Raw genomic sequence first — 25,170 nt, 5'->3', positions numbered from 1 at the left:
CCAGACACTGGAAACTCCCCTGCGACACCCCGCCACGCCACGACCTTGGTCGACACTGACTAACGCTGGCGGTCGTGCGAGACTGTCTGTCCGGGCGGGAGGTCCGGGTGTCTTTTGTCTGGAGTTCCCATGTCGCTGTCCAGCGGGTTGATTGCCGCCGTCGCCCTGGCCTATATGGCCATCATGTTCGCCATCGCCTTCTATGGCGACCGTCGCAGCGCGCCCTTGCCGCCGCGTGTGCGCGCCTGGGTGTACAGCCTGTCGCTGGCGGTCTATTGCACCAGCTGGACGTTCTTCGGCGCCGTGGGCCAGGCCGCCGAACAGCTCTGGTCGTTCCTGCCGATCTACCTCGGGCCGATCCTGTTGCTGGTCGGCGCGCCGTGGGTCCTGCAGAAAATGGTGATGATCAGCAAACAGGAGAACATCACCTCGATCGCCGACTTCATCGCCGCGCGCTATGGCAAATCCCAGTCATTGGCGGTGGTGGTGGCGCTGATTTGCCTGGTCGGCGTGCTGCCCTACATCGCGCTGCAACTCAAGGGCATTGTGCTCGGCGTGAACCTGCTGATCGGCGCCGGTGCCGACGCCATGGGCACCCGCGCCCAGGACACCGCACTGATCGTGTCACTGGTATTGGCGCTGTTCACTATTGTCTTCGGTACCCGCAACCTCGACGCCACGGAACACCACCGCGGCATGGTGTTGGCCATTGCCTTCGAATCACTGGTCAAGCTGTTCGCATTTCTCGCCGTCGGCGCCTTCGTGACCTACGGCCTGTACGATGGTTTCGACGACCTGTTCGACCAGGCCATGCTGGCGCCGCGACTCGAACAGTACTGGAAGGAAACCATCAACTGGCCGTCGATGGTGGTGCAGACCGGTGTGGCGATGATGGCGATCATTTGCTTGCCGCGGCAGTTTCACGTGACCGTTGTCGAGAACATCGAGCCCCAGGACCTGCGCCTGGCCAAATGGGTATTTCCGGCCTACCTCGCCCTCGCCGCATTGTTTGTCGTGCCGATCGCGCTGGCCGGCCAGATGATGCTGCCCAGCTCGGTGTTGCCGGACTCGTTCGTCATCAGCCTGCCTCTGGCCCAGGCGCATCCGGCATTGGCCCTGTTGGCGTTTATCGGTGGCGCATCGGCGGCCACCGGCATGGTGATTGTGGCCAGCGTGGCGCTGTCGACCATGGTTTCCAACGACATGCTGTTGCCGTGGCTGCTACGTCGCAATAACGCCGAGCGCCCTTTCGAAGTGTTCCGCCAGTGGATGTTGTCGGTGCGCCGCGTCAGCATCGTGGTCATTCTGCTGCTGGCCTACGTCAGTTATCGCCTGCTGGGCTCGACTGCCAGCCTGGCGACCATTGGCCAGATCGCCTTCGCCGCCGTGACCCAACTGGCCCCCGCCATGCTCGGTGCGCTGTACTGGAAACAGGCCAACCGCCGGGGCGTTTTCGCTGGTCTCGCCGCGGGCACGTTCCTGTGGTTCTACACCTTGATCCTGCCGATTGCTGCCCTCAGCCTCGGCCTGTCCTTGAGTACATTCCCGGGGCTGGCCTGGTTGCACAGTAATCCACTGAACCTGCCAATCACCCCGCTGACCCAGGGCGTGGTCCTGTCGCTGGCCGGCAACTTCACGCTGTTTGCCTGGGTCTCGGTACTGTCCCGCACCCGGGTTTCCGAGCACTGGCAGGCAGGCCGCTTCATCGGCCAGGAAATCAGCGCCCGCCCTAGCGCACGCTCGATGCTGGCCGTACAGATCGACGACCTGCTGCAACTGGCGGCTCGCTTCGTCGGCGAAGAACGCGCCCGTCAGAGCTTCATCCGTTTTGCCTATCGCCAGGGCAAAGGTTTCAACCCGAACCAGAACGCCGACGGTGAATGGATCGCCCATACCGAACGCCTGCTGGCCGGTGTGCTCGGTGCCTCTTCGACCCGCGCGGTGGTAAAAGCGGCCATCGAAGGTCGGGAGATGCAACTGGAGGACGTCGTACGGATCGCCGACGAAGCCTCTGAAGTCCTGCAATTCAATCGGGCGTTGCTGCAAGGCGCCATCGAAAACATTACCCAGGGCATCAGCGTGGTCGACCAGTCGCTGAAACTGGTGGCCTGGAACCGTCGCTACCTGGAGCTGTTCAACTACCCGGACGGCTTGATCAGCGTCGGTCGGCCGATTGCCGATATCATCCGCTACAACGCCGAGCGTGGCCTGTGCGGCCCCGGTGAAGCCGAAGTGCACGTCGCCCGTCGCCTGCACTGGATGCGTCAGGGACGAGCGCATACTTCCGAACGCTTATTCCCTAACGGCCGGGTGATCGAACTGATCGGCAACCCGATGCCGGGCGGCGGCTTCGTCATGAGTTTCACCGACATCACCCCGTTCCGCGAAGCCGAATACGCGCTGACCGAAGCTAACGAGGGCCTGGAGCAGCGGGTGGCGGAACGTACCCATGAACTGTCGCAGCTCAACGTGGCCCTGACCGAAGCCAAGGGCACCGCCGAAGCGGCCAATCAGTCGAAAACCCGTTTCCTGACGGCCGTCAGCCATGACTTGATGCAACCTTTGAACGCTGCTCGACTGTTTTCCGCAGCCCTGACCCATCAGGAGGAGGGCTTGTCGGACGAGGCGCAAAAACTGGTGCGGCATCTGGACAGCTCACTGCGTTCAGCTGAGGACCTGATCAGTGACTTGCTGGATATTTCCCGCCTGGAAAACGGCAAGATCAATCCGGATGCCAAGCCGTTCGCGCTAAATGAATTGTTCGACACCCTCGGCGCCGAATTCAAGGTACTGGCCCGGGAACAAGGGCTGGAGTTCCGCGTCCGGGGCAGCAGGCTACGTATCGACAGCGACATCAAACTGTTGCGGCGGATCTTGCAGAACTTCCTGACCAACGCCTTCCGCTACGCCAAAGGCCCTGTGCTACTGGGGGTTCGCCGGCATAAGGAAGCATTGAGCCTGGAAGTCTGGGACCGTGGGCCGGGTATCCCGGAAGATAAACGACAGGTGATTTTCGAAGAGTTCAAGCGCCTCGACAGTCACCAGACCCGGGCCGAAAAAGGCCTCGGCCTGGGGCTGGCGATTGCCGACGGGCTCTGTCGCGTGCTCGGCCATACCTTGCGCGTACGCTCCTGGCCGGGACGCGGTAGCGTGTTCAGCGTCAGCGTGCCGCTGGCCCGGGCGCAAACCGCAGCGCCAGTCAAAGTCGCCGAGCTCAATGGCAAATTGCTCAATGGGGCGCAGGTGCTGTGTATCGACAACGAGGACAGCATCCTGATCGGCATGAACAGCTTGCTCAGTCGCTGGGGCTGCCAGGTCTGGACCGCGCGCAATCGCGAGGAATGCGCAACGCTGCTGGGCGAAGGCGTACGCCCGCAATTGGCGCTGGTGGATTACCACCTCGATCATGGCGAGACCGGAACCGATTTGATGGCCTGGTTGCGCACGCAAATGGGCGAGCCGGTTCCAGGGGTGGTGATCAGCGCCGATGGCCGGCCGGAGACGGTCGACCAGGTGCATGCAGCGGGGCTGGATTACCTGGCCAAACCGGTGAAACCGGCGGCGTTGCGGGCGTTGTTGAGCCGGTATTTGCCGTTATAGTCTTCTGGCTGGTAGTGCTGCATCTGACGCCTTCGCGGGCAAGCCCGCTCCCACAGAGGATTGTGGCGAAGCACAAAAACTGTGAACTTCACTGATTCCTGTGGGAGCGGGCTTGCTCCGGGCAGCGATCCGACGAAGCTTTTGATTGGAAGCTACTCCGGTAACTCTACCAACCCATCGACATCCGTCATCGCCCGCTCCAGCAAATCCGCCGGCAGGCTCTTGCTCGCCCGTGCCCCCAGCAACTTGAGCTGTTCACTGCGACTGACCAGGTTGCCACGCCCTTCTGTCAGCTTGTTGCGTGCCGAACTGTAGGCTTTGTCCAGCTGCTGCAGGCGATTGCCGACTTCATCCAGGTCCTGGATGAACAGCACGAACTTGTCGTACAGCCACCCGGCCCGTTCGGCGATTTCCCGGGCATTCTGGCTCTGGCGCTCCTGCTTCCACAGGCTGTCGATGACGCGCAGGGTCGCCAGCAGCGTGGTAGGGCTGACGATCACGATGTTGCGATCGAATGCCTCCTGGAACAGCGTTGGCTCGGCCTGCAACGCGGCAGAAAACGCCGCTTCGATCGGCACGAAGAGCAACACGAAATCCAGGCTGTGCAAGCCATCGAGGCGTTTGTAATCCTTGCCGGCCAGGCCTTTGACGTGATTGCGCAACGACAGCACGTGCTGCTTGATGGCGATCTGGCCGATGGCCTCGTCCTCAGCCGCGACGTATTGCTGATAGGCCGTCAGGCTGACCTTGGAGTCGACCACCACCTGCTTGTCGCCCGGCAGGTAAATGATCACGTCCGGCTGGAAGCGCTCGCCGTCCGGTCCCTTGAGATTGACCTGAGTCTGGTACTCGCGCCCCTTCTCCAGCCCCGCATGCTCAAGCACACGCTCAAGAATCAGTTCGCCCCAATTGCCCTGGGTCTTCTGCCCTTTCAAGGCACGGGTCAGATTGGTGGCTTCATCGCTCAAGCGCAGATTCAACTGCTGCAGACGCTCCAGCTCCTTGGCCAGGGAGAATCGCTCGCGAGCCTCGTTCTGATAGCTTTCCTCGACACGCTTTTCGAAGGACTGGATGCGTTCCTTGAGTGGATCGAGCAACTGCCCCAGACGCTGTTGACTGGTTTCGGCAAAACGCTGCTCACGCTCATCGAAAATTTTCCCCGCCAGCTCGGCAAACTGCGCACGCAACTCGTCCCGCGAACCTTGCAGGTCATTGAGGCGTTGCTGGTGACTGTCCTGTTGCTCGCGCAATTCGGCGTTGAGCGACGCGGCCTGGGCATCCAGGCGGCGCAATTCGGTTTCCTTGCCGGCGCGCTCGATATTCCACGCATGGGCGGCGTCCCGGGCGTCGTCGCGCTCGATCTGCAGCAGTTCGACTTCACGACGCAGCGCAGCCAGATCAGCCTGTTTGGCGGCGTTGGCCTGGGTCAGATCAGCGACTTCATCACGGCTGGATTCGAGCTGTGCATTCAATCCGTCCTGCGCCAGTTGCGCCATAACCAGGCGCTCCTGCAGCAGTGCAACGTCCGCTTGCGTGGTGCTGGCCCGACGCTGAAGTTGCCAGGCCAATACCAGCAACGGCAACGCAGCCGCTGCCAGGCCCAGCAATACGCTGGTCAAGTCCATTGCCATAGCCACTCCTGCCATTCGGATTAAGCCTGAAGGTTAACCAAGGCGTCCGGTCTTGGACAGCTCAGTCTTCGATCAGCCCCAGTTCCCGTTGAGCGCGGCGATCGCCTGCCCGAGCGGCCTGACGCAGCAGGTCCTGACCGATCCGGCGGTCCCGGGCGTTCCCGCACTCCCGGCACATCAACTGGCCAAGGCGACTTTGCGCAGCCACCACGCCTTCACGGGCCGGTTGCTTGAGCAAACGTCCGGCGATGTGTTTGACGTTACGGTTTTCACCCAGATGCGGACTGTCCAACAGCCACTCCGCCACGCGCATGGAAAAGCGCTTGGTAGGGGCAATAGAGGGTATTGTGGAGGAAGAGGAAACAGGGGCTGAGCGAAACTTCATAAAGCACTGTGGGGCAGATCAGAAGGCGCGCAACTTTACTCTCTTTTTCTTACAGGTAAAGCTGAAAATATCCCGGCACGCCCGTGCTAGAGCAAGCGCTCGGGACAATCCACAGAAGCTGTGGATAACWCAGTGGACAACCGCCCTCGAACCCGCTCAAAGCCCTGTGGAATGGGGCTCGCAGTCAAACTGACGATTTTTTCACCAGTAAAAAAAAGCGATGTTTTTCATTGACTTAAATTTTCGTTACAGGCAGCCATTGCGCTTGAACGTGAGATGACAGCGGGGTGACAGACTGCGCAACTAATGTGCACAAGTGCCTTTGCGACGGTTATCTCCATGCACTTTTTCGGCGCATTTTTTTGTCATGCCTGGGGATAAGCCTTGGCAAACCCGGTGTTTAGACGGCTGCGTTGCTACCAACGTCGATGACCGATGGTCGGATTTTGCTCTGCTACAGGGCGTATCAATCGGAGGCAGCGCAGCTTCATACGCTTATCTACAAGGCAAAACAGCCCGATTGAGCACCTGTTGGAAAATTCTTTTTGCTAACACACTTCCCTTGGCCAGTTCAATCCGTTAGTATCCGCGGCGTTAGTACCAAGCTGAAAGTCAATTCTGGTCGAACAAATCCCCCCGGTCAGCCTTCCCGACGGAAGCCTCCACCGAACAAGCGGGATCGACCACCTCGATGGTTTCCAGGTAAATCTTGCGCCAACACAACCTTTGAATCGAAAGCAAAGGGCGTTGCTCCGCCTGCTTACTCTGCTCGAACCAACCTGCAAATTGATCAGGATCTTCACCCCGGGCCCAGAACCTTTGCCCTTGATGTGTTGCCTGCCCTCCTAAGTACCTACCTGCCAGCCCAAGCGCGCCAACTTGTCAGCGCTTCAAACTGGCTGCTTTGTTCCAGTCGGGTTCTTCGTTCGATCAATGGTGATCGACGTTACTGGAACGTTTTAACGTTGCACGGTTCTTATCCGTGTCATATGCAGGAACACCATTAATGTCTACTCAAATCCACGCTCAGGATGCCATTCGCACCCTAACCAACGCTTTTGCTCCAATGAACTGCCTGATCATGGCCGCTCGCAAAGGCTGCTTCAGCTTCACACTGGTCAACGAACACGGTATCGCTCGTCACAGCGAACGCCTGTACCCCGATCAATACTCCAGCGCCGAGCCGCTGCAGGCCGTGATCGAGCGTACCCGTCAGGCACTGGTTGCCTGAAACGCCAGAAAGGCTGGAAACCCGAAAGCCCTGCCCGAAAAGCAGGGCTTTTTATTGCCCGATGTTTCCCTCACCCTCGAACCACGACTAAGCACGATCCGATATAACGGTTATAACTGCTCGCTGGAAATATTTTAAAAACAGGCCTTTACAGCGCGAATATGACACTACACTTCAACTCAAGCGGCTTGACCCGCTTGCGGCGAGCCTGAGTCGATTCACTGCTGCCAAGCCCCCCTTCAGGTATCGCCGTCCATTTCAGGTTTCGAGGGTTTTATGGGTATCGCTGCCAGCGAACTGTGCCGCTACGTGATTCGTCCGACCTTGATCTACCTCGGACGTCATAGCGCTACTGCCGAATCCCTGCTGCTGGGCATTGCCGCCAGCCAGTCTGCCCTCGGTTCCGCCCTGCATGACCGCCGCGGGCACGGCCTGTACCGCATTGCCGAGCCCCGCCACCAGGCCCTTTGGGACCATTACCTGGCCCTTGATCCGGAACGTGCGAGCCTGGTCCGCGGCCTGGCCAGCCAGCATGCGTTTCTGAGTGGCCCGCACCTCGAACTGACCGTCAATCTGCGTTACGCCACAGCCATCGCCTGGCTGCTGGTGGAAGAACAGAATACCCCCCTCCCCGCCCCTGATGATTTGTTGGGTATGGCCAGAATCTGGCGCCAGACCTTTCAGCCCCAAGGGCGTCTGCGTGACTTCACCTGCGCCTGGCAAACCTGTGTTTCACCCCTGAATCAGGTAGCCTGCTGACACCTCTGGATCCAAAAATCGCGCAACACGTCGCGAATCTGGTCGGATTGTCCTACAAAACCGCTCTAAATCAAGGCATACAGCCTATGGCGCCGGGACGAAAATGTTGGTAATTTTCGCCCCGGTGATCACCCGGAGTTCTAATAATGAAAAAAGTAATGCTCAAAACCACCCTTAGTCTCGCCGTTGCCTTGGCATCCACCCAGATCTTCGCGAGTGGCTTTGCCCTCAACGAACAGAGCATCAGTGGAATGGGGACTGGTTTTGCGGGACGCTCTTCATCTGCCGATGATGCAAGCACTGTTTTTGGCAACCCTGCCGGCATGTYGCKAATCAAGCGCCAGGAAGTCACTGGCGGGATCGCAGCTATCGATGCCTCGTCTGATATCAAAGACGCCCAAGGCGCCCACCCGGGTACCAACAAAGGCGACATGGTGCCATTCACAGCCGTTCCGATGGGCTATTACGTCAAGCCGATTGATGATCACTGGGCATTCGGCCTCGGTGTCTACGCACCTTTTGGTCTGATTACCGACTATGAAAATGGCTTCCAGGGTGCCGGTTTCGGCAGCAAGAGTGAAGTCAAGGTTGTCACCTTCCAGCCTACCGTCAGCTACGCCTTTAACGACAAAGTTTCGATTGGTTTCGGCCCGACCATCAACCGCATTGGCGGCACTCTGGAGTCGGATGTACCTCTTTTTGGCGATACCCACGTCAAAATCAAAGGGGATGATGTCGCTCTTGGCTACAACTTCGGGGTCCTGGTACAAGCAACAGACACCACTCGTGTCGGCCTGACCTATCACTCGAAAGTGAAATACAAGATTGAAGGTCATACCGATATCACCGCAGGCGCAAATTCACCTTCCGCCTTCCTGAAAAGCAATCGATACGATGCTTCGCTGAAAATCGAAACACCTGAATCTGTCGACTTCTCCGTGACACAACAGCTGACGGATGCGTGGACCCTTTATGCAGGTTCCACCTGGACTCGCTGGAGCCGTTTGAAAGACATCACCGTCAACAACGACGGCGTAACAGCGGCACAAGGCGGTGCATTGTCCCCGGCCCTGTTCAGCACCATTACGGAAGAGCAGAACTGGCACGATACCTGGGCCTACGCCATCGGTACCTCCTACCAGCTGAATAAGCAGTGGGTATTGCGCACCGGCCTGAGCTTTGACCAGTCGCCTACCAACAATACCGACCGATCCCCACGTATTCCTACAGGTGACCGCACAATCTTCAGCCTTGGCGCCGGCTACAACGTCACCGATGATCTGACCATCGACGTCGCCTACTCCTACCTGAAGGAAGAAGCTGTCAAGGTGAATCACTCCAACCTGGTAGACAGTTACAGCGCCAAGTACGAAAACAGCGCCAACGGTTTCGGTGTCGGTGCGACCTACCGCTTCTGATGATTCCCGGCGAGCCTGAACCGCTCGCCATCGGAATCAAAAAAGCCCCGCTCTCCTCACGGAGGCGGGGCTTTTTTTGTGGGAGCGAGCCTGCTCGCGATGGACGCGAACGATGACGCGTGCTTTCAGGATGTACGAGGCGCCTTGAGGTTTTGGTTTTCGCGAGCAAGCTCGCTCCTACAGGTCAAGGGGTCGAAACCAGCGGTGGCGAAGCCAGGGCTTTTTCTACCGCGGCGATGAGTTCGGGATCATCCGGCTTGGTCAGGCTGGAAAAACTGGCGATCACCTTGCCTTGGCGATCCACCACGTACTTGTAGAAATTCCACTTCGGCGCGCTGGCTTGACTGGCGAGCACCTTGAACAAGTGCGTCGCCTCTTCGCCGCGAACCTTTTGCGGCTCGGTCATGGTGAAGGTCACGCCATAGTTGACGTAGCAGACCTTGGCGGTCTCGGCGCCATCCTTTGACTCCTGCTTGAAGTCGTTGGACGGAACGCCAATCACCTCCAGCCCTTGATCCTTGAAGCGCTGGTTCAGCGCCTCAAGGCTTTTGAACTGCGGAGCAAAGCCACAGAAGCTTGCGGTATTGACCACCACCAACGGTTTACCAGCGAAGCGCTGGCACAAATCGATGGACTCCCTGGCATGCAACTTGGGCAAAGAGCCTTGCAAAAGATCCGGGCAATCTGCCGCTTGAGCCAACCCGGTGAACGCGACCAGTAACGCAGGAACTGCAAGCCAGCGCATCAACATGTCTGGACATCCTTGAGAAATCGTCAGGATTCGACGTTACTCGCCCCGCCATCCCCCTAGCAAGTCCCCATGCCCAACTGCAAAAGCGCCAGCCCGCCCTGATGCCAGCCCCACCACGTCAGGGCAAGCAGCAAGGTGAAGACCGCGAAAATCGTGATACGAGGCCAGAGACTGTTCATGTTGCACTCATTTGTGTTTGCAGACGCTCCACCGGCCGCTCACGCACCGGCCAGTTCAGGGCGGCAGCCAACAGACTGAGAAGAATCGCGACCTGCCAGATCAAGTCATAGCTGCCGGTACGATCGTACACCACGCCACCCAACCAGCCGCCCAGGAACGAACCGAGCTGGTGAAACAGGAAAACAATCCCACCGAGCATGGACAGGTTTCGCACGCCAAACAAGGTCGCTACCGTGCCGTTGGTCAAGGGCACCGTCGACAGCCACAGGAAACCCATGGCCATGCCGAACAGGTAGGCCGTGGTCGTGGTCACCGGCGCCCACAGAAACAACGCAATGACCACCGCCCGCAACAAGTACAAACCGGTGAGCAAACGCGGCTTGGACATGCGCCCGCCAAGCCACCCAGCGGTATAGGTGCCGAAAATGTTGAACAGGCCGATCAGTGCCAGCACCGTGGTGCCGACCGTCGCCGGAAGATGTTGATCCACCAGATAGGCCGGCAAATGCACCCCGATGAACACCACCTGGAATCCGCACACAAAGAAACCGAACGCCAGCAGCCAGAATCCGGAATGCGAGCAAGCCTCGCGCAGCGCTTCGCCAAGGGTTTGCTCGTGACCCAGGACGGGCAGCGGCTTGTCCTTGAGCATGCTCACCAGCGGCACGATCAACGCGACCAGCAAGCCCAGCGCCAGCAGAGCCATCGACCAGCCCAGCCATCCGATCAAACCGAGCGTGCCGGGCAACATCGCGAACTGGCCGAACGAACCGGCAGCACTGGCGATCCCCATGCCCATGCTGCGTTTTTCCGGCGGTACTGCGCGACCAACCACCCCCAGAATCACCGAGAACGACGTACCGGACAGTCCGATGCCGATCAGCAGGCCGGCGCTCAGGGACAGGGTCACCGCCGAGTCGGAGAGCCCCATGCAAATCAGCCCCGCCGCGTACAGGATGCCACCGACCAGCACCACTTTCGCCGCGCCGAAGCGGTCGGCCAGGGCGCCGGTGAATGGCTGGGCAAGACCCCAGATCAGGTTCTGCAGGGCGATGGCGAAGGCAAAGACTTCACGGCCCCAACCGAACTCGGCGCTCATCGGCGCCAGAAACAGCCCGAAGCCGTGTCGAACGCCCAGAGACAACGCAAGGATCAGCGCACTCCCCAACAGAACCCAGCCGCATGTACGCCACATCGATGTCATTATTGTTCTCCGGTAGCGGGTATATACCCGCTTAAGATCGAAAAAACCGGCATCACGCCAGTTCGTCCAGCAGCTTCAATAAGGTTTCACGCTTCTCGGCGCCCAGGCGATCGATCAAACGCTGCTGCGCGGCTTCCCAGGCCGGCAAGGCCGCTTTCAGGCGCTCTGCCCCGGCCTCGGTCAGCAGGACGATGCGGTTGCGCATGTCCTCGCCCTCGACCAGTCTCACCAGGCCCTCGCCCTCCAGCACCCGCAAATTGCGCCCCAAAGTGCTGCGATCCAGGCCCATGGCCTCGGCCAGGGTTGAGATGCTCGGCTGATCCAGGCGCTGCAAATTGCACAGCAAAGAATACTGCGCAACATTGATCCCGAAGCCGTCGAGGGCGCCGTCGTAATGCCTGCTGACGCCACGGGCGGCGCGACGCAGGTTGATGCATAAGCATTGGGAGTCGAGCATGGTGCGTGTATATACCCGTGAGTGTGTTAAATCAAGTTACAAGGGAGTGGCGCCTGTTAGATCGCTATCGCGAGCAAGCTCGCTCCCACAGTTGATCGCATTCCAATGTGGGAGCGAGCTTGCTCGCGATGAGGCCGGAACATTCAATGCAACCCAATCAGGCCAGCACCAAGCCTACCAGCACTGAAACTTCCAGCAACTCCAGCATCGCACCTGCCGTGTCACCCGTCGTACCACCCAGGCGCCGCAGCATCACCCGGCGCAGCCAGACGAACCCCAGCGCCGCCAGCACCACCGCCACCACACCACTCAAACCGGCAATCAGCACACAAGCCAGTGCACTGACCGCCAACACCTGCTTGCCCGCCGAACGCGGAAGATGATCGGCCAATGCCTGCCCCAGGCCACCGGCGCGCACATAGGGTGTAGTCAGGAACAAGCCGAGCAATGCGCTGCGACCTATCAGCGGTACGATGATCAATGCCAGCGAATGCGGCTGCTCGATCAGCGCCAGCAGCGCGGTGAACTTGAGCAGCAACACCAGCACCAGCGTCACCACGGCGATCGGCCCGCTACGCGGGTCTTTCATGATGGTCAGTGTGCGCTCACGATCGCCAAACCCACCGAGCCAGGCGTCGGCACTGTCGGCCAGGCCATCCAGATGCAACCCGCCGCTGAGCAGCACCCAAAGACTCAGCAACAACGCCGCATGCAACAACGTCGGCGTGCCCAGCAGCAGCCAGTTGAATGCCCACAGAATGGCGCCAAAGAGTAATCCCACCAGCGGATAGAACAGCAGAGACCGCCCCAGTTCCCGGGGCTCAGGCATACCGGGCAGGCGAACCGGCAGACTGCTTAGAAATTGCAGGGCGATCCAGAATGGCAGCATGGTCAGCGCATTTCCTTCAACAAGCCAGCAGGCTCCACGGTCAGCGAAAACAGCGCGCCATGCCCGACCTCAACGTTGAGTAGTTGCTCCCGCGGCAACCCGCGAGCTTGTGCCAGCAACAGGCGCATCACCCCGCCGTGGCTGATCAGCAGAATGCGCTCACCGGCACAGGTCGCGTGCAAACGCTCCAGCGCTGCCAGCACCCGCGCCGAAAAGTCTGCAACCGGCTCACCCTGAGGCGGCGTGAACGAATAAGGATCGGCCCAGAACAAGCCCAGGGCCTGTGCGTCAGTTTCCATCAACGCCGCCGCGCTTTGCCCTTCCCAGGCGCCGAAATGCAACTCCTGCAGGTCTTTATCCAGGTGCACCGGCACACCCAGTTGTGCACCGAGTTCCTCGGCAAACCGCGCACAACGCTGCAACGGCGAACTGACCAGCCGATCCCATGGCCCCTGCCCGACCACGGCGGCGCGCATCTGCGCCCAGCCCGTATCGGTCAACGCATCATCGATGCTGCCGCGCAAGCCGCCGCCGAGTTCGGTTTCACCGTGACGCAACAGATCCACGCGCAAGGTCATGCCGGGCGATCTGCCACAGCGGCTTCGGCGAAGGTCGCCATCTGCCCGTGCAGGTCGCAAGCCAGGCGCAGCAGCGGTACGGCCAATGCCGCGCCACTGCCTTCGCCCAGCCGCAGGCCGAGATCGAGCAACGGTTGCGCATTCAGGGTTTCCAGCACATGACGATGCCCAGGCTCGGCGCCGCGATGACCGAACAACAGCCACTGCCGACACTCGGGATTCAAGCGCACCGCAACCAACGCCGCGACACTGCAAATGAAGCCGTCCACCAGCACCGCGACACCCTCCTGGGCGCACGCGAGATAGGCACCGACCAGCGCGGCGATCTCAAAGCCGCCGAGGTTGAACAACGTCTGCAAGGCATCGCCACGCTGCGCGCCATGCAATGCCAGGGCGCGCTCGATCACCTGGGCTTTGTGGCTGACACCGTCAGCGTTGAGCCCGGTGCCAGGCCCGGTCAAATGGCCCACCGGGCAATCGAGCAGCGCACACGCCAGGGCGCTGGCGGCGGTGGTGTTACCGATGCCCATTTCGCCACCGACAAACAACTGCGCACCCGTGGCAATTGCCCGCTGCACACTGTCACGGCCGGCTTGCAGGGCAAGTTGCCCTTGGGCCGCGGTCATGGCCGGCCCCTGTACAAAATTGGCCGTGCCCGGGCCGACGTTCAGGTGGCGCACGCCCGGCAGGTTCAGCGACGGCGTCACCGTGCCAAGGTCAACCACCTCGAGGGAAGCGCCCAGTTGCCGCGCCAATACGCTGATCGCTGCACCACCGCTGACGAAGTTGAGCAGCATCTGCCCGGTGACTTCCTGGGGAAACGCCGACACGCCCTCGGCGACGACGCCATGGTCGCCGGCAAAAATCGCGATCCACACCTGCTCCAGACTCGGCTTGACCCGCCCCTGCAATCCCGCCAGTTGCACCGCCACCGATTCCAGCTGACCGAGGGAGCCGGCCGGTTTGGTCAGTTGCTGTTGCCGCGCCTGCGCCTGTTCGACCACTTGGGTATCGACCGGCTTGCACGGGTTCAGCCACCAGGATTGAGTCATAACGCAGTTCCTTTCAGAGTCAGGGGCAGGCCGGCGACGGTCAGGACGACACGCTGACAGCGCTCAGCCAGAGCTTGATGCAGCCAACCGGCTTCATCGACATAGCGGCGAGTCAATTCGCCCAGCGGCACGACGCCCATTCCGGTCTCGTTGCTGACAAAAATGATTTCACCCGGCAACGACGCCAGGCAGTCCATCAGGGCATCACGCTCGGCGGTCAGGCGCTCGGCATCGTCGAGCATCAGCAGATTGGTCAGCCACAGGGTCAGGCAATCCACCAGCAGGCAGCGGTCGGCGCGGGCGAATTCGCGCAGTACCCGGGCCAGCTCGACAGGTTCTTCGATCAATGCCCATTCGGCAGGACGACGAGCGCGGTGATGGGCCACCCGTTCGCTCATTTCTCCGTCCAGTGGCTGGCTGGTAGCGATATAGGTGACAGCCAGAGCGCTGTCGATGGCGAGTTTTTCAGCCAGGCGACTCTTGCCGGAGCGGGCGCCGCCGAGGATCAGTTGGAGCATGGTTACATCCTTTCAAATGGGCGGTGAGGCCACCTCAGTCTTCGCGAGCAAGCCCGCTCCCACATTAGAACGCGGTCAACGGTGGGAGCGGGCTTGCTCGCGAAGAGGCCAGAGCTTTCACCTCAGATTCCACAGAGTTGCCGCAACAGCCCGGTATCCAGATGCTTCTCCACCAGATCCGCCAGCCGCTCGATATCACGCTCGCGCAAGGCGTGGTAATCCACGTCCTGTACATCCTGCAAACCGGCCCAGCGCAACAGCGCACTGCACGCCGCCGGCGATTCGAACAGGCCGTGCAGGTAGGTGCCGAAAATCTGCCCGTCAGCACTTTGCGCACCATCACAGCGGCCGTCATCCAGTTGCACGGCGGCGTTTTCCAGCGCCGGCCCGGAGGTCACGCCAGCATGAATTTCATAGCCTGATACCTGCGCATCCTCCAGCGCCAGGCGACCACGCACATTGCGCAGTTGCTTCTCTTGTTCGAGCTGGGTCTGGAACGCCAGCAGACCCAAACCGGCGCTGGAACCCGGTGCACCTTCGAGGCCCAGGGGGTCATGCACCTGCTCGCCGAGCATCTGCAGGCCACCACAGATCCCCAGCAGTTTTCCGCCATAACGCAGATGCCGGGCGATGGCGGTTTCCCAGCCGCTGGCACGCAGGTGCGCGAGGTCGCTGCGCACACTTTTCGAGCCAGGAAGAATGATCAGGTCGGCGGGCGGAATCGCCTGGCCGGGGCCGATGAATTGCAGATCCACTTGCGGATGCAGGCGCAGCGGATCGAAATCGGTGTGATTGCTGATGCGCGGCAGCACCGGCACCACCACCCTCAGCACCTGTTCGGCTTTATCGGTCTGGCGTTGATCGATGCCGTCCTCGGCCTCCAGGTGCAGGTCCATCACGTACGGCAGCACGCCGATCACCGGTTTGCCGGTGCGCTCTTCGAGCCAGTCGAGACCGGGTTGCAGCAACGCGATGTCGCCACGAAAACGATTGATGACGAACCCTTTGACCCGCGCCTGTTCGCTCGGCGACAGCAGTTCGAGGGTGCCCACCAGATGGGCGAAAACCCCGCCGCGATTGATATCGGCGATCAGCACCACCGGGCAATCCACCGCTTCGGCAAAGCCCATGTTGGCGATATCGCCGGCGCGCAAATTGATTTCTGCCGGCGAGCCCGCTCCCTCGACCATCACCAGCGGATACGCCGCGCTCAAGCGCTCGTGGGAGGCCAGCACCGCTTGCATGGCGATGGTTTTGTAGTCGTGATAGGCGACGGCGTTCATGGTCGTGACGGCGCGGCCATGAATGATCACCTGGGCACCGGTGTCACTGTTGGGCTTGAGCAATACCGGGTTCATGTCGGTGTGCGGTTCGAGGTGCGCGGCCTGGGCCTGTACCGCCTGGGCGCGGCCAATCTCGCCACCGTCGGCGGTCACCGCACTGTTGAGGGCCATGTTCTGTGGCTTGAACGGCACCACCCCTACGCCCTGACGTGTGACCCAGCGGCACAGCGCGGTCACCAGCGTACTTTTACCGGCATCCGATGTGGTGCCCTGCACCATCAGCGTGGTCATTGGTTTTCCTTGGCGAAATCATCGAACGCCTGCGCCAGTCGCACCCAGGCGATTTCATCACCCGGCAAGCCGAATCGCAGGCTGCTGTTGTGCGTGAACAACCGCAGGAGAATGCCGCGCCGGGCCATGAATTCATGCAGTTCTTCGGCGCGTTCGGTGATCAGCCACTGGAACAGCGCGCAACCGCCTTCGGGCTTGAAGCCGTGTTGTTCCAGCAACGACGCCAGGCGCTCGCTGGCCGCTTCGGCGCGCACTCGTTGCCGCATCTGCCCTTCGGTATCGCGCAGACAGGCCTGGCCCACTACCCTGGTTGCCCCGCTCACAGCCCACGGCCCCACTTGTTCAGCCAGCAGCTTGAGCAACTTGCGCTCGGCCAGCACAAACCCCAGGCGCACACCGGCCAGGCCGAAAAACTTGCCGAACGAGCGCAAGACGATCAGCCCGACTTGATGGGCAAACGGCGCCAGGCTCAGTTGCGGCGTGTTATCCATGAACGCTTCGTCCACCACCAGCCAGCCACCGCGCTGGGCCAGTCGCGTGTGCCAGTCGAGCAGGCGACTGGGGGTCAGGCTCAGGCCCGTAGGGTTATTCGGATTGACCACCACCAGCACGTCGAAACTGTCGATAAAGAAGTCGACTTCCTGCTCCAGCACTTCCCGCACGATGTAGCCGTTGCGACGCCACGCTTCGGCGTGCTCGGCGTAGCACGGCGACAAAACACCCACCTTGCCCGCCCGCCGCAATCGCGGCAGCAGCTGGATCGCCATTTGCGAACCGGCCACCGGCAATGCCTGCAAGGTGCCGTAGTAATCACAGGCAGCTTGCTCCAGACCGTCGTCCGCCTCCGGCAAACGGGCCCAGGCCCGCAGCGGCACATCCGGCACCGGGAACGGCCAGGGCGCAAGACCCGTCGACAGGTCCAGCCAGTCGGCTTCATCTATGCCGTATTCGAGCGCGGCCTTGCGCAGTCGCCCACCGTGCTCAAGCATAAAATTCGGCCCCCAGGCAGAGAATCAGCAACCACAACCATACCCCGCGCTGGACCAATTGCCAGCCCCGGTCAATTGAGTCGGCATCCGCCGGCACGCCTTCGCCCAACTGCGGACGCTGATGCAGTTCGCCGTGATAAATCGCCGCCCCGCCCAGTTCGACGCCGAGGGCTCCCGCCCCTGCCGCCATCACCGGACCAGCGTTCGGGCTGTCCCAGGTCGGGCCCTGGGTGCGCCAGCATTTCAACGCAAGCCGGGTTTTGCCCAACAGCGCGTAGGTCAGTGCCACCAGACGCGCAGGAATGTAATTGAGCACGTCGTCGACCTTCGCCGCCGCCCAGCCGAACCGTTCGAAGCGCTCATTGCGATAGCCCCACATCGCRTCSAGCGTATTGCTCAGGCGGTAGAGCACCACGCCCGGCGCACCGGCCACGGCAAACCAGAACAACGCCGCGAACACCGCGTCGCTGCCATTTTCCAGTACCGACTCGGTGGCGGCACGGGCGACTTCGGTTTTATCCAGATCACTGGTTTTACGACTGACCAGATAACTCACGCGTTTGCGTGCTTCATCAAGATCATCGCCGCGCAAGGCCTTGGCTACAGGCGTGACATGTTCACCTAGGCTACGCATGCCGAGGGCGCAATAGAGCGCGAGAATCTCGACGATCCAGCCGATATAAGGTGCCCAGGAAAATGCCGTGACCAATAGCGTCAGCGGCAACACGGCAATCACCCACGCGGTGACGCCATGGCTGCGCCAGCCGCGACCGTCGCCATTGAAACGTTGCTCGATGCGGTCGGCAAAGCGGCCGAACGCCACCAGCGGATGCCAGCGTTTGGGTTCGCCCAGCAGCGCATCCAGCGCCACCGCGGCGACACTCAACAACGCCACACTCATTGACTCACTCCCCAATAGTTTTCATACAACAATTCATGCAGTGGACGCGCCTGCGCCCAGCCTTCGAGCACCAGCATCGGCGCCGGATAGAATTCCTTGACCGGCCCCAGGCACAGCACCGCCAGCGGTTTGGCTCCCGGCGGCAGCCTTAACAGGTCCGCCAGTGCCTGGGGTTCGAACAGCGACACCCAGCCCATGCCCAGCCCTTCCGCGCGGGACGCCAGCCACAGGTTCTGGATCGCACAGGACAGCGAAGCCATGTCCATTTCCGGCAAGGTGCGGCGGCCGAAGATATGCCGTTCGCGGTCGTCCATCAGCGCGGCGACCAGTACCTCGGCGCAATCGTGGATGCCTTCCACCTTGAGCTTCATGAACTCATCGCTGCGCTCGCCGAGGGCTTCGGCAGTACGGACGCGTTCTTCTTCCACCAGGGCCTGGATTTGCCCACGCAAGGCGCGATCACTGATGCGGATGAAGCGCCAGGGTTGCATCAGGCCGACACTGGGCGCCTGGTGTGCAGCCTCGAGCAGACGCCGGAGCAATTCGGGCTCGACGGTGCCGCCGCTGAAGTGGCGCATGTCGCGGCGCTCGGCGATGGCGCGGTAGACCGCTGCGCGCTCGGCTTCGGTGAATGCGTTGTCGGTCATGGCCTCTTCGCGGGCAAGCCCGCTCCCACATTTAAAGGTGAGCTGCCTGAAGAAATGCATTCCTCTGTGGGAGCGGCGGTGCGGCGATCCGACTTGCTCGCGAAGGCGGCCTCAAGGTCAGGCGCAAACAATGCGGCAATCGCCGAGGGATTGGACGGAAAATAAAAGTGCACATAAGAGGCGGTCATACGCCCCTCGCGATAAACCGCTTCCGCGCCGCGCCCACCATTCGGGCTCAAGCCTCGGGCAATCGGCGCCAGTTCCGTGCTAGTCAGCGAATGGTGATAGGTGTGCCCGCGCAGCGAACCTTCCGGCAACTCCACCGCTTGCAACGCCAGCGCTGCCAGACGCTTTTGCATGACCGCATCACCGGCCAGCAAGCCCGCCAGCTCGGCGCGAGTGCCCTCGACATCGGTCAGGGAGTCGAGCAGATACAGCATGCCACCACACTCGGCGAGCAACGGTTTGCCGGCGGTGTGGTGCGCGCGGATCGCGTCGAGCATCGCGGTATTTTGCGCCAGCGCAACATGGTGCAGCTCCGGGTAACCACCCGGCAGATACAGGCTGTCCGCCTCCGGCAACGCACGGTCGCGGATCGGCGAGAAGAACGACAACTCGGCGCCCATTGCCCGCAGCAAATCCAGGCTCGCGCCGTAAGTGAACGCAAAAGCTTCATCACGGGCGACGGCAATGCGCACACCGGCCAGCAGCGGTTCGACTGCGATGGCATCAGGTGCGGCGAACTCGACCGCCGGTGGAAGCGCGACCTCGCAACTGCTGGCCAGGGCATCAGCTGCCGCATCGAGGCGCAGGTCGAGATCGTTCAATTCACTGGCCTGCACCAGCCCAAGGTGTCGGCTCGGCAATTCGATCCCGGTTTCCCGGGACAGCGCGCCGTACCAGCGCAAACCTTCCGTCAGGCTGCCTTCGAGCAGTTGCGCGTGGCGCAGCGTGCCGACACGATTGGCCAGCACGCCGGCGAACGGCAAGTCCGGCTGATAACGCGCCAGCCCCAGGGCCAATGCACCAAAAGTCTGGGCCATGGCGGTGCCATCGATCACGCCCAATACCGGGACACCGAAATGCCGCGCCAGATCGGCGCTCGACGGCGTACCGTCGAACAGCCCCATGACACCTTCGATCAGGATCAGGTCGGCTTCAGCGGCGGCTTCCCACAACAGTCGACGACTCTCCTGCTCGCCGACCATCCACATGTCCAGTTGATACACCGGCGCACCGCTGGCGCGCTCGAGGATCATCGGATCGAGAAAATCGGGGCCGCACTTGAACACGCGAACCTTGCGCCCCTGATTGCGATGCAATCGGGCCAACGCCGCGGTGACGGTGGTCTTGCCCTGGCCGGAGGCCGGCGCGGCAATCAGTACCGCCGGACAGTGCCGAGGCTGACTCACAATTCGACGCCTTTCTGCGCTTTGATCCCGGCTTGAAAGGCGTGTTTGATCATGCCCATTTCGGTGACGGTGTCGGCCATCTCGATCATTTCCGGCTTGGCGGCACGACCGGTGACCACCACGTGTTGCATCGGTGGTCGGGACTGCAGGTCGCTGAGCACCTGATCGAGATCGAGGTAGCCGTGCTTGAGGGCGATGTTCAGCTCATCCAGCACCACCAGACCGATGGACGGATCACGCAGCAGTGCCTGCGACACCGCCCAGGCGGCTTCGGCGGCGGCGATGTCGCGCTGACGATCCTGGGTTTCCCAGGTAAAGCCTTCGCCCATCACGTGAAAGCGCACCTGCTCGGGAAAACGTCGGAAGAACAACTCTTCGCCCGTGCTGCTGCGGCCCTTGATGAACTGCACCACGCCGCATTGCATGCCGTGCCCCAAGGCGCGGGCGAGCATGCCGAAGGCCGAACTGCTCTTGCCTTTGCCGTTGCCGGTCAGCACCAGCAACAGGCCGCACTCGTTCGGGGAATTGGCGATGCGCTCGTCGATCACGGCTTTTTTGCGCTGCATGCGCGCCAGGTGGCGTTCGTCACGATCGGGGGTATCAGTCATGGGGGAGCTCTCCGTTGAGGCTGGAATAACGGCGGGCAGGCACAACAATAGAAGGCAAAAAGCCTGGCATCGCCCACCGTGATGCCGCTGGATGAATCAGGCCGGTCTCCGGGCTCATGAGTGGCGCAGGGCCAGACTGTGCGCCTTCCCGCATCGAATCGACACAGTGGCACCAGACACAGTTTTCACTCATTTACCGTTGCGGGGGCAGCGCCGGAATTGCGGGCCTTCGACCAACAGAAGAACTCACTCACCGGCTTCCCTGTTTCACTCTGTCGACCCAAGCCACAGAGCACCTGAAACAAGCCGCGAAGGTTAGAGGGTTGGGGGTGGAGCGTCAATTAAAGCCGGGAGGCCACCTGCCGAATAACTGCTGCCAATCAATAAACTGACGTCAATCTTGTGCCACGCTCTCAGCAATGATATCAAAGAGCCACAATCCCGTAACACAACAACAAGGGTGAGCCCATGCAAGGCATGATCATCAGCAATCCAAAGCTGGAATTCCTGCGCCCGGTGCTCGAGCGCTGGTTTGAATGCATCGACCGCTATAACGCCGTCCGCGGTGATGGCGACACACCGTACTGGCACGACGAAAAAGCCAATCTCGGATTGCTGTCTGCCGCCGCCTGGATGGCCGGGATGGTCACGCTGCAACAGACGCCAACCCGTAAACAGACCGAAGAAGGCGAACGCAACAGCCGCGCCGACCTGTTCCTCGCCTCACCCGAGACCCGCGCCTACATCCAGACCAGCCAGCGCTGGCCACGGGTCAACAGCCTGAATCTGAACCAGGCCCTGCTCGACATCGCCAGCGACGCGAAGCGAGTGAGCCATGCCAGCGACCTGAAGCTCGGCTGCCTGTTTGTCGCCCCGCAAAAAGCCCAGCAAGGCGCTACGCCGGAAGAACTCCAGGACATGGTCGACGACCTGCAAAAGGAACACACCTGCGCTGTCGCCTGGTATTTCCCTTACGCCTATCGCAAGTTGCGCAACGAAGCCGGCAACTATCACCCCGGCATTGCCGTGCTGTTCAAGGAGGCTCGCGGCTGAGAGGTTGAACCATCGGACGACAACGCTTCTCTATGATTAGAACAAGGCATTCATAGGGAACACCAGCATGCACACGCCCCCGCTCGTTCTCGTTATCGCGCTCTGCGGAGGGCTCGCCGCTTGTGGCGAGACCTCCAGGCTGCAAGTCTCCGACGGCACCGGCCCGTCACCTCAACTACCAGAACCCAACAAGACCCTGGTTCCGACCGTGAACATTGCACCTGCCATTGGCTGGCCGGTGGGTGCAAAGCCCATCGCCGCCAATGGCACCCAAGTGGCCGCTTTTGCCGAAGACCTGGATCACCCGCGCTGGCTTTATGTGCTGCCCAATGGCGATGTGCTGGTGGCGGAAACCGCCGCACCACCCAAACCCGAAGACGGCAATGGCATTCGCGGTTGGGTCATGAAGAAAGTCATGGGGCGTGCCGGCTCTACCGTGCCCAGCCCGAACCGCATCACGCTGCTACGGGACAAGGATCACGACGGCATCGCGGAAACCCGAACCGTGTTTCTGGAAAACCTCAACTCGCCGTTTGGCATGACACTGGTCGGCAAAGATCTGTACGTTGCCGATACTGATCGCTTGTTGCGATTCCACTATGAAACCGGCGAAACGGCGATCAAGTCGCAACCCGTCAAAGTGGTGGATTTGCCCGGCGGCCCGCTGAATCACCACTGGACCAAAAACGTCATCGCCAGCAAGGACGGCAGCAAGCTCTACGTCACCGTGGGCTCCAACAGCAACGTCGCCGAAAACGGCATGGACAAGGAAGAAGGTCGCGCAGCGATCTGGGAAGTGGATCGTGTCACCGGCCAGCACCGCATCTTCGCCTCCGGCCTGCGCAACCCCAATGGCATGGCCTGGGAACCGCACAGCGGCGCGCTGTGGACCGCGGTCAACGAACGGGACGAAATCGGCAGCGATCTGGTACCGGACTACATCACCTCAGTGAAGGACGGCGGGTTCTATGGCTGGCCGTTCAGTTACTACGGGCAGCATGTCGACATTCGCGTCGAGCCGCAAAACCCGGACCTGGTGGCCAAGGCCATTGCCCCGGACGGCTTGCTCGCGAATGCGGTACATCAGTCAAAATTTTAGTCGACTGACAGCCTGCATTCGCGAGCAAGCCCGCTCCCACGGGGTCTAGCATCAACGTTTGCGACAGAGTGTGAGCCCGTCACCCAGCGGCAACAACGACAGATCCACCCGCGCATCGTCTTTCAAGGCCCGGTTGAGCGCCTGGATCGCCCGGGTGTCCGCGCTCTCGGGACTGGTCTCAAGCACGCGCCCGCTCCACAGGGTGTTATCGAACACCACCAGCCCACCGGTGCGCAGCAATCGCAGGGCGTGTTCCAGATAACCCGGGTAGTTGGCCTTGTCGGCGTCGATGAACACCAGGTCAAACGACTCGCCCTGCCCTTGTCGCTCAAGCTCGTCCAGGGTTTCCAGTGCCGGTGCCAGGCGCAGGTCAATCCGCCCGGTGAGCCCCGCTTCCTGCCAGTACCGCCGCGCGGTGGCGTTGTAGTCGCCGGGGATATCACAGCAAATCAGCGAACCGTCAGCGGGCAATGCCGCCGCCATGCAAAGGGAGCTGTAACCGGTAAAGGTGCCGACCTCGAGCAAGCGCCTCGCCCCTGTCAGCTTCACCAGCAAAGCGAGAAACTGCCCCTGCTCCGGCGCCACCTGCCAACGTGCCATTGGCAGCGCCTGGGTCTCATCGCGCAAACGCTTGAGCAATGGCGTTTCGCGCAGGGAAACATCGAGCAGGTATTGGTACAGGGCGTCGTCGAGATTCAGCGTGCGAGCAGTCATGACCACCAGCTCCGGAAGTTACGGATTGCGCGCCAGATGTTCAGGCTGCAGAACACGCTTGGCGCTCAGATAAGCTTTTTGCCAATAAGCCTTGGACAAGCTGTCGAGCTTCACGGTGCCGCCGGTGGCCGGCGCGTGGACGAAACGGCCTTCTCCCACGTAGATGCCGGCATGACTGACCTGGGAGCCGCCATTGGTGGCGAAGAAAATCAGGTCACCGGTTTGCAGGCCTTCCTTGCCCACATTCGCCGCTTGCATGGAGATCATCTCGCGAGTGGTGCGCGGCAAGGAAATACCGGCGACATCGCGATACACGTAGGCGATCAGGCCGCTGCAATCAAATCCGGAATCCGGCGTATTGCCACCCCAGCGATAAGGTGTACCCACCAGACCAAGCGCGCGAAACAGCACGTCTTCCGCTTCGGGCGAAAACGCTTGCGAGGAGCCAAATACGATGGGGGCGCGAACCACCGGTGCAGGAGGCGGTGTGCGGCTGGCGCAGGCACTGAGCAGCGCTGCGAGGAACATGATTGCGAGGCGGGCCGACGTCGTCATAAGCAGAGCATCCTGATCTGGCTGCGGCTTTTTCTGCGGGGAGCGCAGAAAAGAAAACCGCCTGCGTGGGACGCAGGCGGTTTGCCATCATTTGTAGATCAAGATTCTAGCGGCTACGCGACAAACTTCAAGTAAGACTTTAAGTTCGCCTTACAAATCGTCCGCTTATTTACGTGCAGTGACGATTGGCGACGCGTTAGGTGCCATCGCCAGGGCGCGCTTGGCTTCGATGAAGGTCTTGCTCCAGTAGCTGTCACCCAGGCTATCGATGCGCACACCACCGCTGCGGCGGCTGCTGGAGTGGATGAACTGGTTGTCACCCAGGTAGATCCCGGCGTGACTGACGCGACCGCGACGGCCGTTGGTTGCGAAGAACAGCAGGTCGCCCGGCTCAAGCTTGCTGCGCGAGACCAGCGGAGCGTCCACGTTGATCATTTCGCGGGTGGAGCGTGGCAGGTTCATGCCCGCTTCTTCACGGAAGAGGTAACCGATGAAACCACTGCAATCGAAGCCGGCTTCAGAAGTACCGCCAAAACGGTAACGGGTACCGATCAGGGACATGCCGCGTTCGAGGATGCTGTCGGCCAGGACCGGAAGCTGGTAGGACTTGCCACCGGCGAAGTTTGCGAGCTCATTTTCGGTAGCCTTCTCTTCCTGGTAAAAAGCGTCCTGGTAAAGAGCGGAAGACTGGGCAGTTGCAGAATTCTTGGCCTGCTGTTGCTGCTCTTGCTGGGACACCGGAGTGTGGGCAGCGCAACCGAACAACAGGGTAACGAGTGCGAGAGGCACGAGGGGTGCGAAGCGATTTAGCATGGGCACGACCGTGGCTGAAAGTTGTAAAGAAGCCGAGACTATGCCCGCTATCAACCTCATTTGCAAATTCAATCGATCTTTTTGTGACTTATCCGTTTCTCGTTTACATCTAAGCGCTTAAGCCCATTTTAAACATACGCGCAGCCTGCAAC

24 protein-coding genes, 1 pseudogene and 1 riboswitch are annotated in these 25,170 nt (G+C 61.0%); of the genes and pseudogenes, 6 read left to right on the top strand and 19 right to left on the bottom strand.

Annotation, left to right across the window (positions count from 1 at the left end):
- Positions 1 to 129 precede the first annotated feature (129 nt).
- Positions 130 to 3,600 (top strand): hybrid sensor histidine kinase/response regulator, encoded by a 3,471-nt coding sequence (locus AB4Z35_RS16205; protein WP_008001236.1) that lies wholly within the window; start codon positions 130 to 132, stop codon positions 3,598 to 3,600.
- Between the two features lie 152 nt (positions 3,601 to 3,752).
- On the opposite strand, the gene rmuC is transcribed toward AB4Z35_RS16205, so the two are convergent.
- Both rmuC and AB4Z35_RS16195 read right to left on the bottom strand, forming a co-directional pair.
- Positions 3,753 to 5,117, bottom strand: coding sequence for a DNA recombination protein RmuC (gene rmuC, locus AB4Z35_RS16200; protein WP_442098150.1), 1,365 nt, complete (start codon positions 5,115 to 5,117; stop codon positions 3,753 to 3,755).
- Positions 5,118 to 5,292: 175 nt separating this feature from the next.
- A complete protein-coding gene (locus AB4Z35_RS16195) occupies positions 5,293 to 5,616 on the bottom strand; it encodes a sel1 repeat family protein (RefSeq protein WP_442098089.1) in 324 nt (107 codons plus the stop codon).
- A gap of 1,006 nt (positions 5,617 to 6,622) precedes the next feature.
- On the opposite strand from AB4Z35_RS16195, the gene AB4Z35_RS16190 reads away from it, so the two are divergent.
- The 3 genes from AB4Z35_RS16190 to AB4Z35_RS16180 all read left to right on the top strand — a co-directional run bounded on the left by AB4Z35_RS16190 (position 6,623) and on the right by AB4Z35_RS16180 (position 9,024).
- Positions 6,623 to 6,847 (top strand): hypothetical protein, encoded by a 225-nt coding sequence (locus AB4Z35_RS16190; protein WP_003204606.1) that lies wholly within the window; start codon positions 6,623 to 6,625, stop codon positions 6,845 to 6,847.
- 276 nt (positions 6,848 to 7,123) lie between these two features.
- The gene (locus tag AB4Z35_RS16185; RefSeq protein WP_007984504.1) at positions 7,124 to 7,606 is read left to right on the top strand and encodes a hypothetical protein; all 483 of its coding nucleotides are present in this window, start codon (positions 7,124 to 7,126) and stop codon (positions 7,604 to 7,606) included.
- A 146-nt stretch (positions 7,607 to 7,752) separates the two neighbouring features.
- Positions 7,753 to 9,024: an OmpP1/FadL family transporter gene (locus AB4Z35_RS16180; protein ID WP_442098087.1), complete on the top strand. Its 1,272-nt coding sequence runs from the start codon at positions 7,753 to 7,755 to the stop codon at positions 9,022 to 9,024.
- 184 nt (positions 9,025 to 9,208) lie between these two features.
- Here AB4Z35_RS16180 and AB4Z35_RS16175 read toward each other — a convergent pair whose 3' ends face one another.
- From AB4Z35_RS16175 to cobO, 14 genes are all read right to left on the bottom strand, one after another.
- Positions 9,209 to 9,775, bottom strand: a complete 567-nt coding sequence (locus AB4Z35_RS16175) for a glutathione peroxidase (protein ID WP_442098086.1) — start codon at positions 9,773 to 9,775, stop codon at positions 9,209 to 9,211.
- 56 nt (positions 9,776 to 9,831) lie between these two features.
- Positions 9,832 to 9,954 carry a hypothetical protein gene (locus AB4Z35_RS16170; protein WP_277535903.1) on the bottom strand — a complete coding sequence of 41 codons (123 nt, stop codon included), beginning with the start codon at positions 9,952 to 9,954 and terminating at the stop codon, positions 9,832 to 9,834.
- On the bottom strand, positions 9,951 to 11,159 hold the full coding sequence (locus tag AB4Z35_RS16165) for an MFS transporter (RefSeq protein WP_442098084.1): 1,209 nt from the start codon (positions 11,157 to 11,159) through the stop codon (positions 9,951 to 9,953). The genes AB4Z35_RS16170 and AB4Z35_RS16165 overlap by 4 nt, the downstream gene beginning before the upstream one ends.
- A gap of 52 nt (positions 11,160 to 11,211) precedes the next feature.
- Entirely contained in the window at positions 11,212 to 11,616 is a 405-nt protein-coding gene (locus tag AB4Z35_RS16160) for a MarR family winged helix-turn-helix transcriptional regulator (RefSeq protein ID WP_442098082.1), read from the bottom strand.
- A gap of 157 nt (positions 11,617 to 11,773) precedes the next feature.
- Entirely contained in the window at positions 11,774 to 12,505 is a 732-nt protein-coding gene (locus AB4Z35_RS16155; RefSeq protein WP_442098080.1) for an adenosylcobinamide-GDP ribazoletransferase, read from the bottom strand.
- Positions 12,506 to 12,507: 2 nt separating this feature from the next.
- On the bottom strand, positions 12,508 to 13,083 hold the full coding sequence (gene cobC, locus AB4Z35_RS16150; RefSeq protein WP_442098079.1) for an alpha-ribazole phosphatase family protein: 576 nt from the start codon (positions 13,081 to 13,083) through the stop codon (positions 12,508 to 12,510).
- Positions 13,080 to 14,135, bottom strand: coding sequence for a nicotinate-nucleotide--dimethylbenzimidazole phosphoribosyltransferase (cobT, locus tag AB4Z35_RS16145; protein WP_442098077.1), 1,056 nt, complete (start codon positions 14,133 to 14,135; stop codon positions 13,080 to 13,082). The genes cobC and cobT overlap by 4 nt, the downstream gene beginning before the upstream one ends.
- The gene (gene cobU / locus AB4Z35_RS16140; RefSeq protein WP_442098075.1) at positions 14,132 to 14,653 is read right to left on the bottom strand and encodes a bifunctional adenosylcobinamide kinase/adenosylcobinamide-phosphate guanylyltransferase; all 522 of its coding nucleotides are present in this window, start codon (positions 14,651 to 14,653) and stop codon (positions 14,132 to 14,134) included. The genes cobT and cobU overlap by 4 nt, the downstream gene beginning before the upstream one ends.
- Before the next feature lie 122 nt (positions 14,654 to 14,775).
- Entirely contained in the window at positions 14,776 to 16,227 is a 1,452-nt protein-coding gene (locus AB4Z35_RS16135) for a cobyric acid synthase (RefSeq protein WP_442098073.1), read from the bottom strand.
- Positions 16,224 to 17,216 (bottom strand): threonine-phosphate decarboxylase CobD, encoded by a 993-nt coding sequence (gene cobD / locus AB4Z35_RS16130; RefSeq protein ID WP_442098072.1) that lies wholly within the window; start codon positions 17,214 to 17,216, stop codon positions 16,224 to 16,226. The genes AB4Z35_RS16135 and cobD overlap by 4 nt, the downstream gene beginning before the upstream one ends.
- A complete protein-coding gene (cbiB, locus tag AB4Z35_RS16125) occupies positions 17,209 to 18,117 on the bottom strand; it encodes an adenosylcobinamide-phosphate synthase CbiB (RefSeq protein WP_442098070.1) in 909 nt (302 codons plus the stop codon). Before cbiB ends, cobD begins: the two co-directional genes overlap by 8 nt.
- Positions 18,114 to 18,764 (bottom strand): 5,6-dimethylbenzimidazole synthase, encoded by a 651-nt coding sequence (bluB, locus tag AB4Z35_RS16120; RefSeq protein ID WP_442098068.1) that lies wholly within the window; start codon positions 18,762 to 18,764, stop codon positions 18,114 to 18,116. Before bluB ends, cbiB begins: the two co-directional genes overlap by 4 nt.
- Complete coding sequence (locus AB4Z35_RS16115; protein WP_442098067.1) at positions 18,761 to 20,176, bottom strand: cobyrinate a,c-diamide synthase; 1,416 nt, start codon at positions 20,174 to 20,176, stop codon at positions 18,761 to 18,763. The genes bluB and AB4Z35_RS16115 overlap by 4 nt, the downstream gene beginning before the upstream one ends.
- On the bottom strand, positions 20,173 to 20,784 hold the full coding sequence (cobO, locus tag AB4Z35_RS16110) for a cob(I)yrinic acid a,c-diamide adenosyltransferase (RefSeq protein WP_442098065.1): 612 nt from the start codon (positions 20,782 to 20,784) through the stop codon (positions 20,173 to 20,175). Before cobO ends, AB4Z35_RS16115 begins: the two co-directional genes overlap by 4 nt.
- Before the next feature lie 82 nt (positions 20,785 to 20,866).
- Positions 20,867 to 21,099, bottom strand: a riboswitch (cobalamin riboswitch).
- Between the two features lie 153 nt (positions 21,100 to 21,252).
- Here cobO and AB4Z35_RS16105 point away from each other — a divergent pair.
- Together AB4Z35_RS16105 and AB4Z35_RS16100 are read left to right on the top strand one after the other, a co-directional pair.
- Positions 21,253 to 21,837, top strand: coding sequence for a hypothetical protein (locus AB4Z35_RS16105; protein WP_008001274.1), 585 nt, complete (start codon positions 21,253 to 21,255; stop codon positions 21,835 to 21,837).
- Between the two features lie 67 nt (positions 21,838 to 21,904).
- Positions 21,905 to 22,897, top strand: a pseudogene (locus AB4Z35_RS16100) (PQQ-dependent sugar dehydrogenase); the annotation flags it as partial.
- 90 nt (positions 22,898 to 22,987) lie between these two features.
- On the opposite strand, the gene AB4Z35_RS16095 reads toward AB4Z35_RS16100, so the two are convergent.
- From AB4Z35_RS16095 to AB4Z35_RS16085, 3 genes are all read right to left on the bottom strand, one after another.
- A complete protein-coding gene (locus AB4Z35_RS16095) occupies positions 22,988 to 23,650 on the bottom strand; it encodes an O-methyltransferase (RefSeq protein WP_442098064.1) in 663 nt (220 codons plus the stop codon).
- A gap of 18 nt (positions 23,651 to 23,668) precedes the next feature.
- Entirely contained in the window at positions 23,669 to 24,205 is a 537-nt protein-coding gene (locus AB4Z35_RS16090) for a C40 family peptidase (protein ID WP_442098063.1), read from the bottom strand.
- 165 nt (positions 24,206 to 24,370) lie between these two features.
- Entirely contained in the window at positions 24,371 to 25,018 is a 648-nt protein-coding gene (locus tag AB4Z35_RS16085) for a C40 family peptidase (RefSeq protein ID WP_442098062.1), read from the bottom strand.
- Positions 25,019 to 25,170: the final 152 nt, after the last annotated feature.

This window comes from Pseudomonas sp. KB_15, assembly GCF_052114525.1.
Classification (GTDB): Bacteria; Pseudomonadota; Gammaproteobacteria; order Pseudomonadales; family Pseudomonadaceae; genus Aquipseudomonas.
Note: the sequence above shows the minus strand (reverse complement) of the source record. Positions and strands in the feature narration are given on the sequence as shown.

What these genes read in the sequence shown, in the direction of transcription:
- bluB (WP_442098068.1), bottom strand. Translation starts at nt 18,764, where the DNA reads ATGACCGACAACGCATTCACCGAAGCCGAGCGCGCAGCGGTCTACCGC.
- AB4Z35_RS16205 (WP_008001236.1), top strand. Translation starts at nt 130, where the DNA reads ATGTCGCTGTCCAGCGGGTTGATTGCCGCCGTCGCCCTGGCCTATATG.
- AB4Z35_RS16175 (WP_442098086.1), bottom strand. Translation starts at nt 9,775, where the DNA reads ATGTTGATGCGCTGGCTTGCAGTTCCTGCGTTACTGGTCGCGTTCACC.
- cobO (WP_442098065.1), bottom strand. Translation starts at nt 20,784, where the DNA reads ATGACTGATACCCCCGATCGTGACGAACGCCACCTGGCGCGCATGCAG.
- cobT (WP_442098077.1), bottom strand. Translation starts at nt 14,135, where the DNA reads ATGACTCAATCCTGGTGGCTGAACCCGTGCAAGCCGGTCGATACCCAA.
- AB4Z35_RS16160 (WP_442098082.1), bottom strand. Translation starts at nt 11,616, where the DNA reads ATGCTCGACTCCCAATGCTTATGCATCAACCTGCGTCGCGCCGCCCGT.
- AB4Z35_RS16165 (WP_442098084.1), bottom strand. Translation starts at nt 11,159, where the DNA reads ATGACATCGATGTGGCGTACATGCGGCTGGGTTCTGTTGGGGAGTGCG.
- cobC (WP_442098079.1), bottom strand. Translation starts at nt 13,083, where the DNA reads ATGACCTTGCGCGTGGATCTGTTGCGTCACGGTGAAACCGAACTCGGC.
- cobU (WP_442098075.1), bottom strand. Translation starts at nt 14,653, where the DNA reads ATGCTCCAACTGATCCTCGGCGGCGCCCGCTCCGGCAAGAGTCGCCTG.
- AB4Z35_RS16185 (WP_007984504.1), top strand. Translation starts at nt 7,124, where the DNA reads ATGGGTATCGCTGCCAGCGAACTGTGCCGCTACGTGATTCGTCCGACC.
- cobD (WP_442098072.1), bottom strand. Translation starts at nt 17,216, where the DNA reads ATGCTTGAGCACGGTGGGCGACTGCGCAAGGCCGCGCTCGAATACGGC.
- AB4Z35_RS16105 (WP_008001274.1), top strand. Translation starts at nt 21,253, where the DNA reads ATGCAAGGCATGATCATCAGCAATCCAAAGCTGGAATTCCTGCGCCCG.
- AB4Z35_RS16195 (WP_442098089.1), bottom strand. Translation starts at nt 5,616, where the DNA reads ATGAAGTTTCGCTCAGCCCCTGTTTCCTCTTCCTCCACAATACCCTCT.
- AB4Z35_RS16190 (WP_003204606.1), top strand. Translation starts at nt 6,623, where the DNA reads ATGTCTACTCAAATCCACGCTCAGGATGCCATTCGCACCCTAACCAAC.
- AB4Z35_RS16085 (WP_442098062.1), bottom strand. Translation starts at nt 25,018, where the DNA reads ATGCTAAATCGCTTCGCACCCCTCGTGCCTCTCGCACTCGTTACCCTG.
- AB4Z35_RS16170 (WP_277535903.1), bottom strand. Translation starts at nt 9,954, where the DNA reads ATGAACAGTCTCTGGCCTCGTATCACGATTTTCGCGGTCTTCACCTTG.
- AB4Z35_RS16155 (WP_442098080.1), bottom strand. Translation starts at nt 12,505, where the DNA reads ATGCTGCCATTCTGGATCGCCCTGCAATTTCTAAGCAGTCTGCCGGTT.
- AB4Z35_RS16090 (WP_442098063.1), bottom strand. Translation starts at nt 24,205, where the DNA reads ATGACGACGTCGGCCCGCCTCGCAATCATGTTCCTCGCAGCGCTGCTC.
- AB4Z35_RS16135 (WP_442098073.1), bottom strand. Translation starts at nt 16,227, where the DNA reads ATGACCACGCTGATGGTGCAGGGCACCACATCGGATGCCGGTAAAAGT.
- AB4Z35_RS16095 (WP_442098064.1), bottom strand. Translation starts at nt 23,650, where the DNA reads ATGACTGCTCGCACGCTGAATCTCGACGACGCCCTGTACCAATACCTG.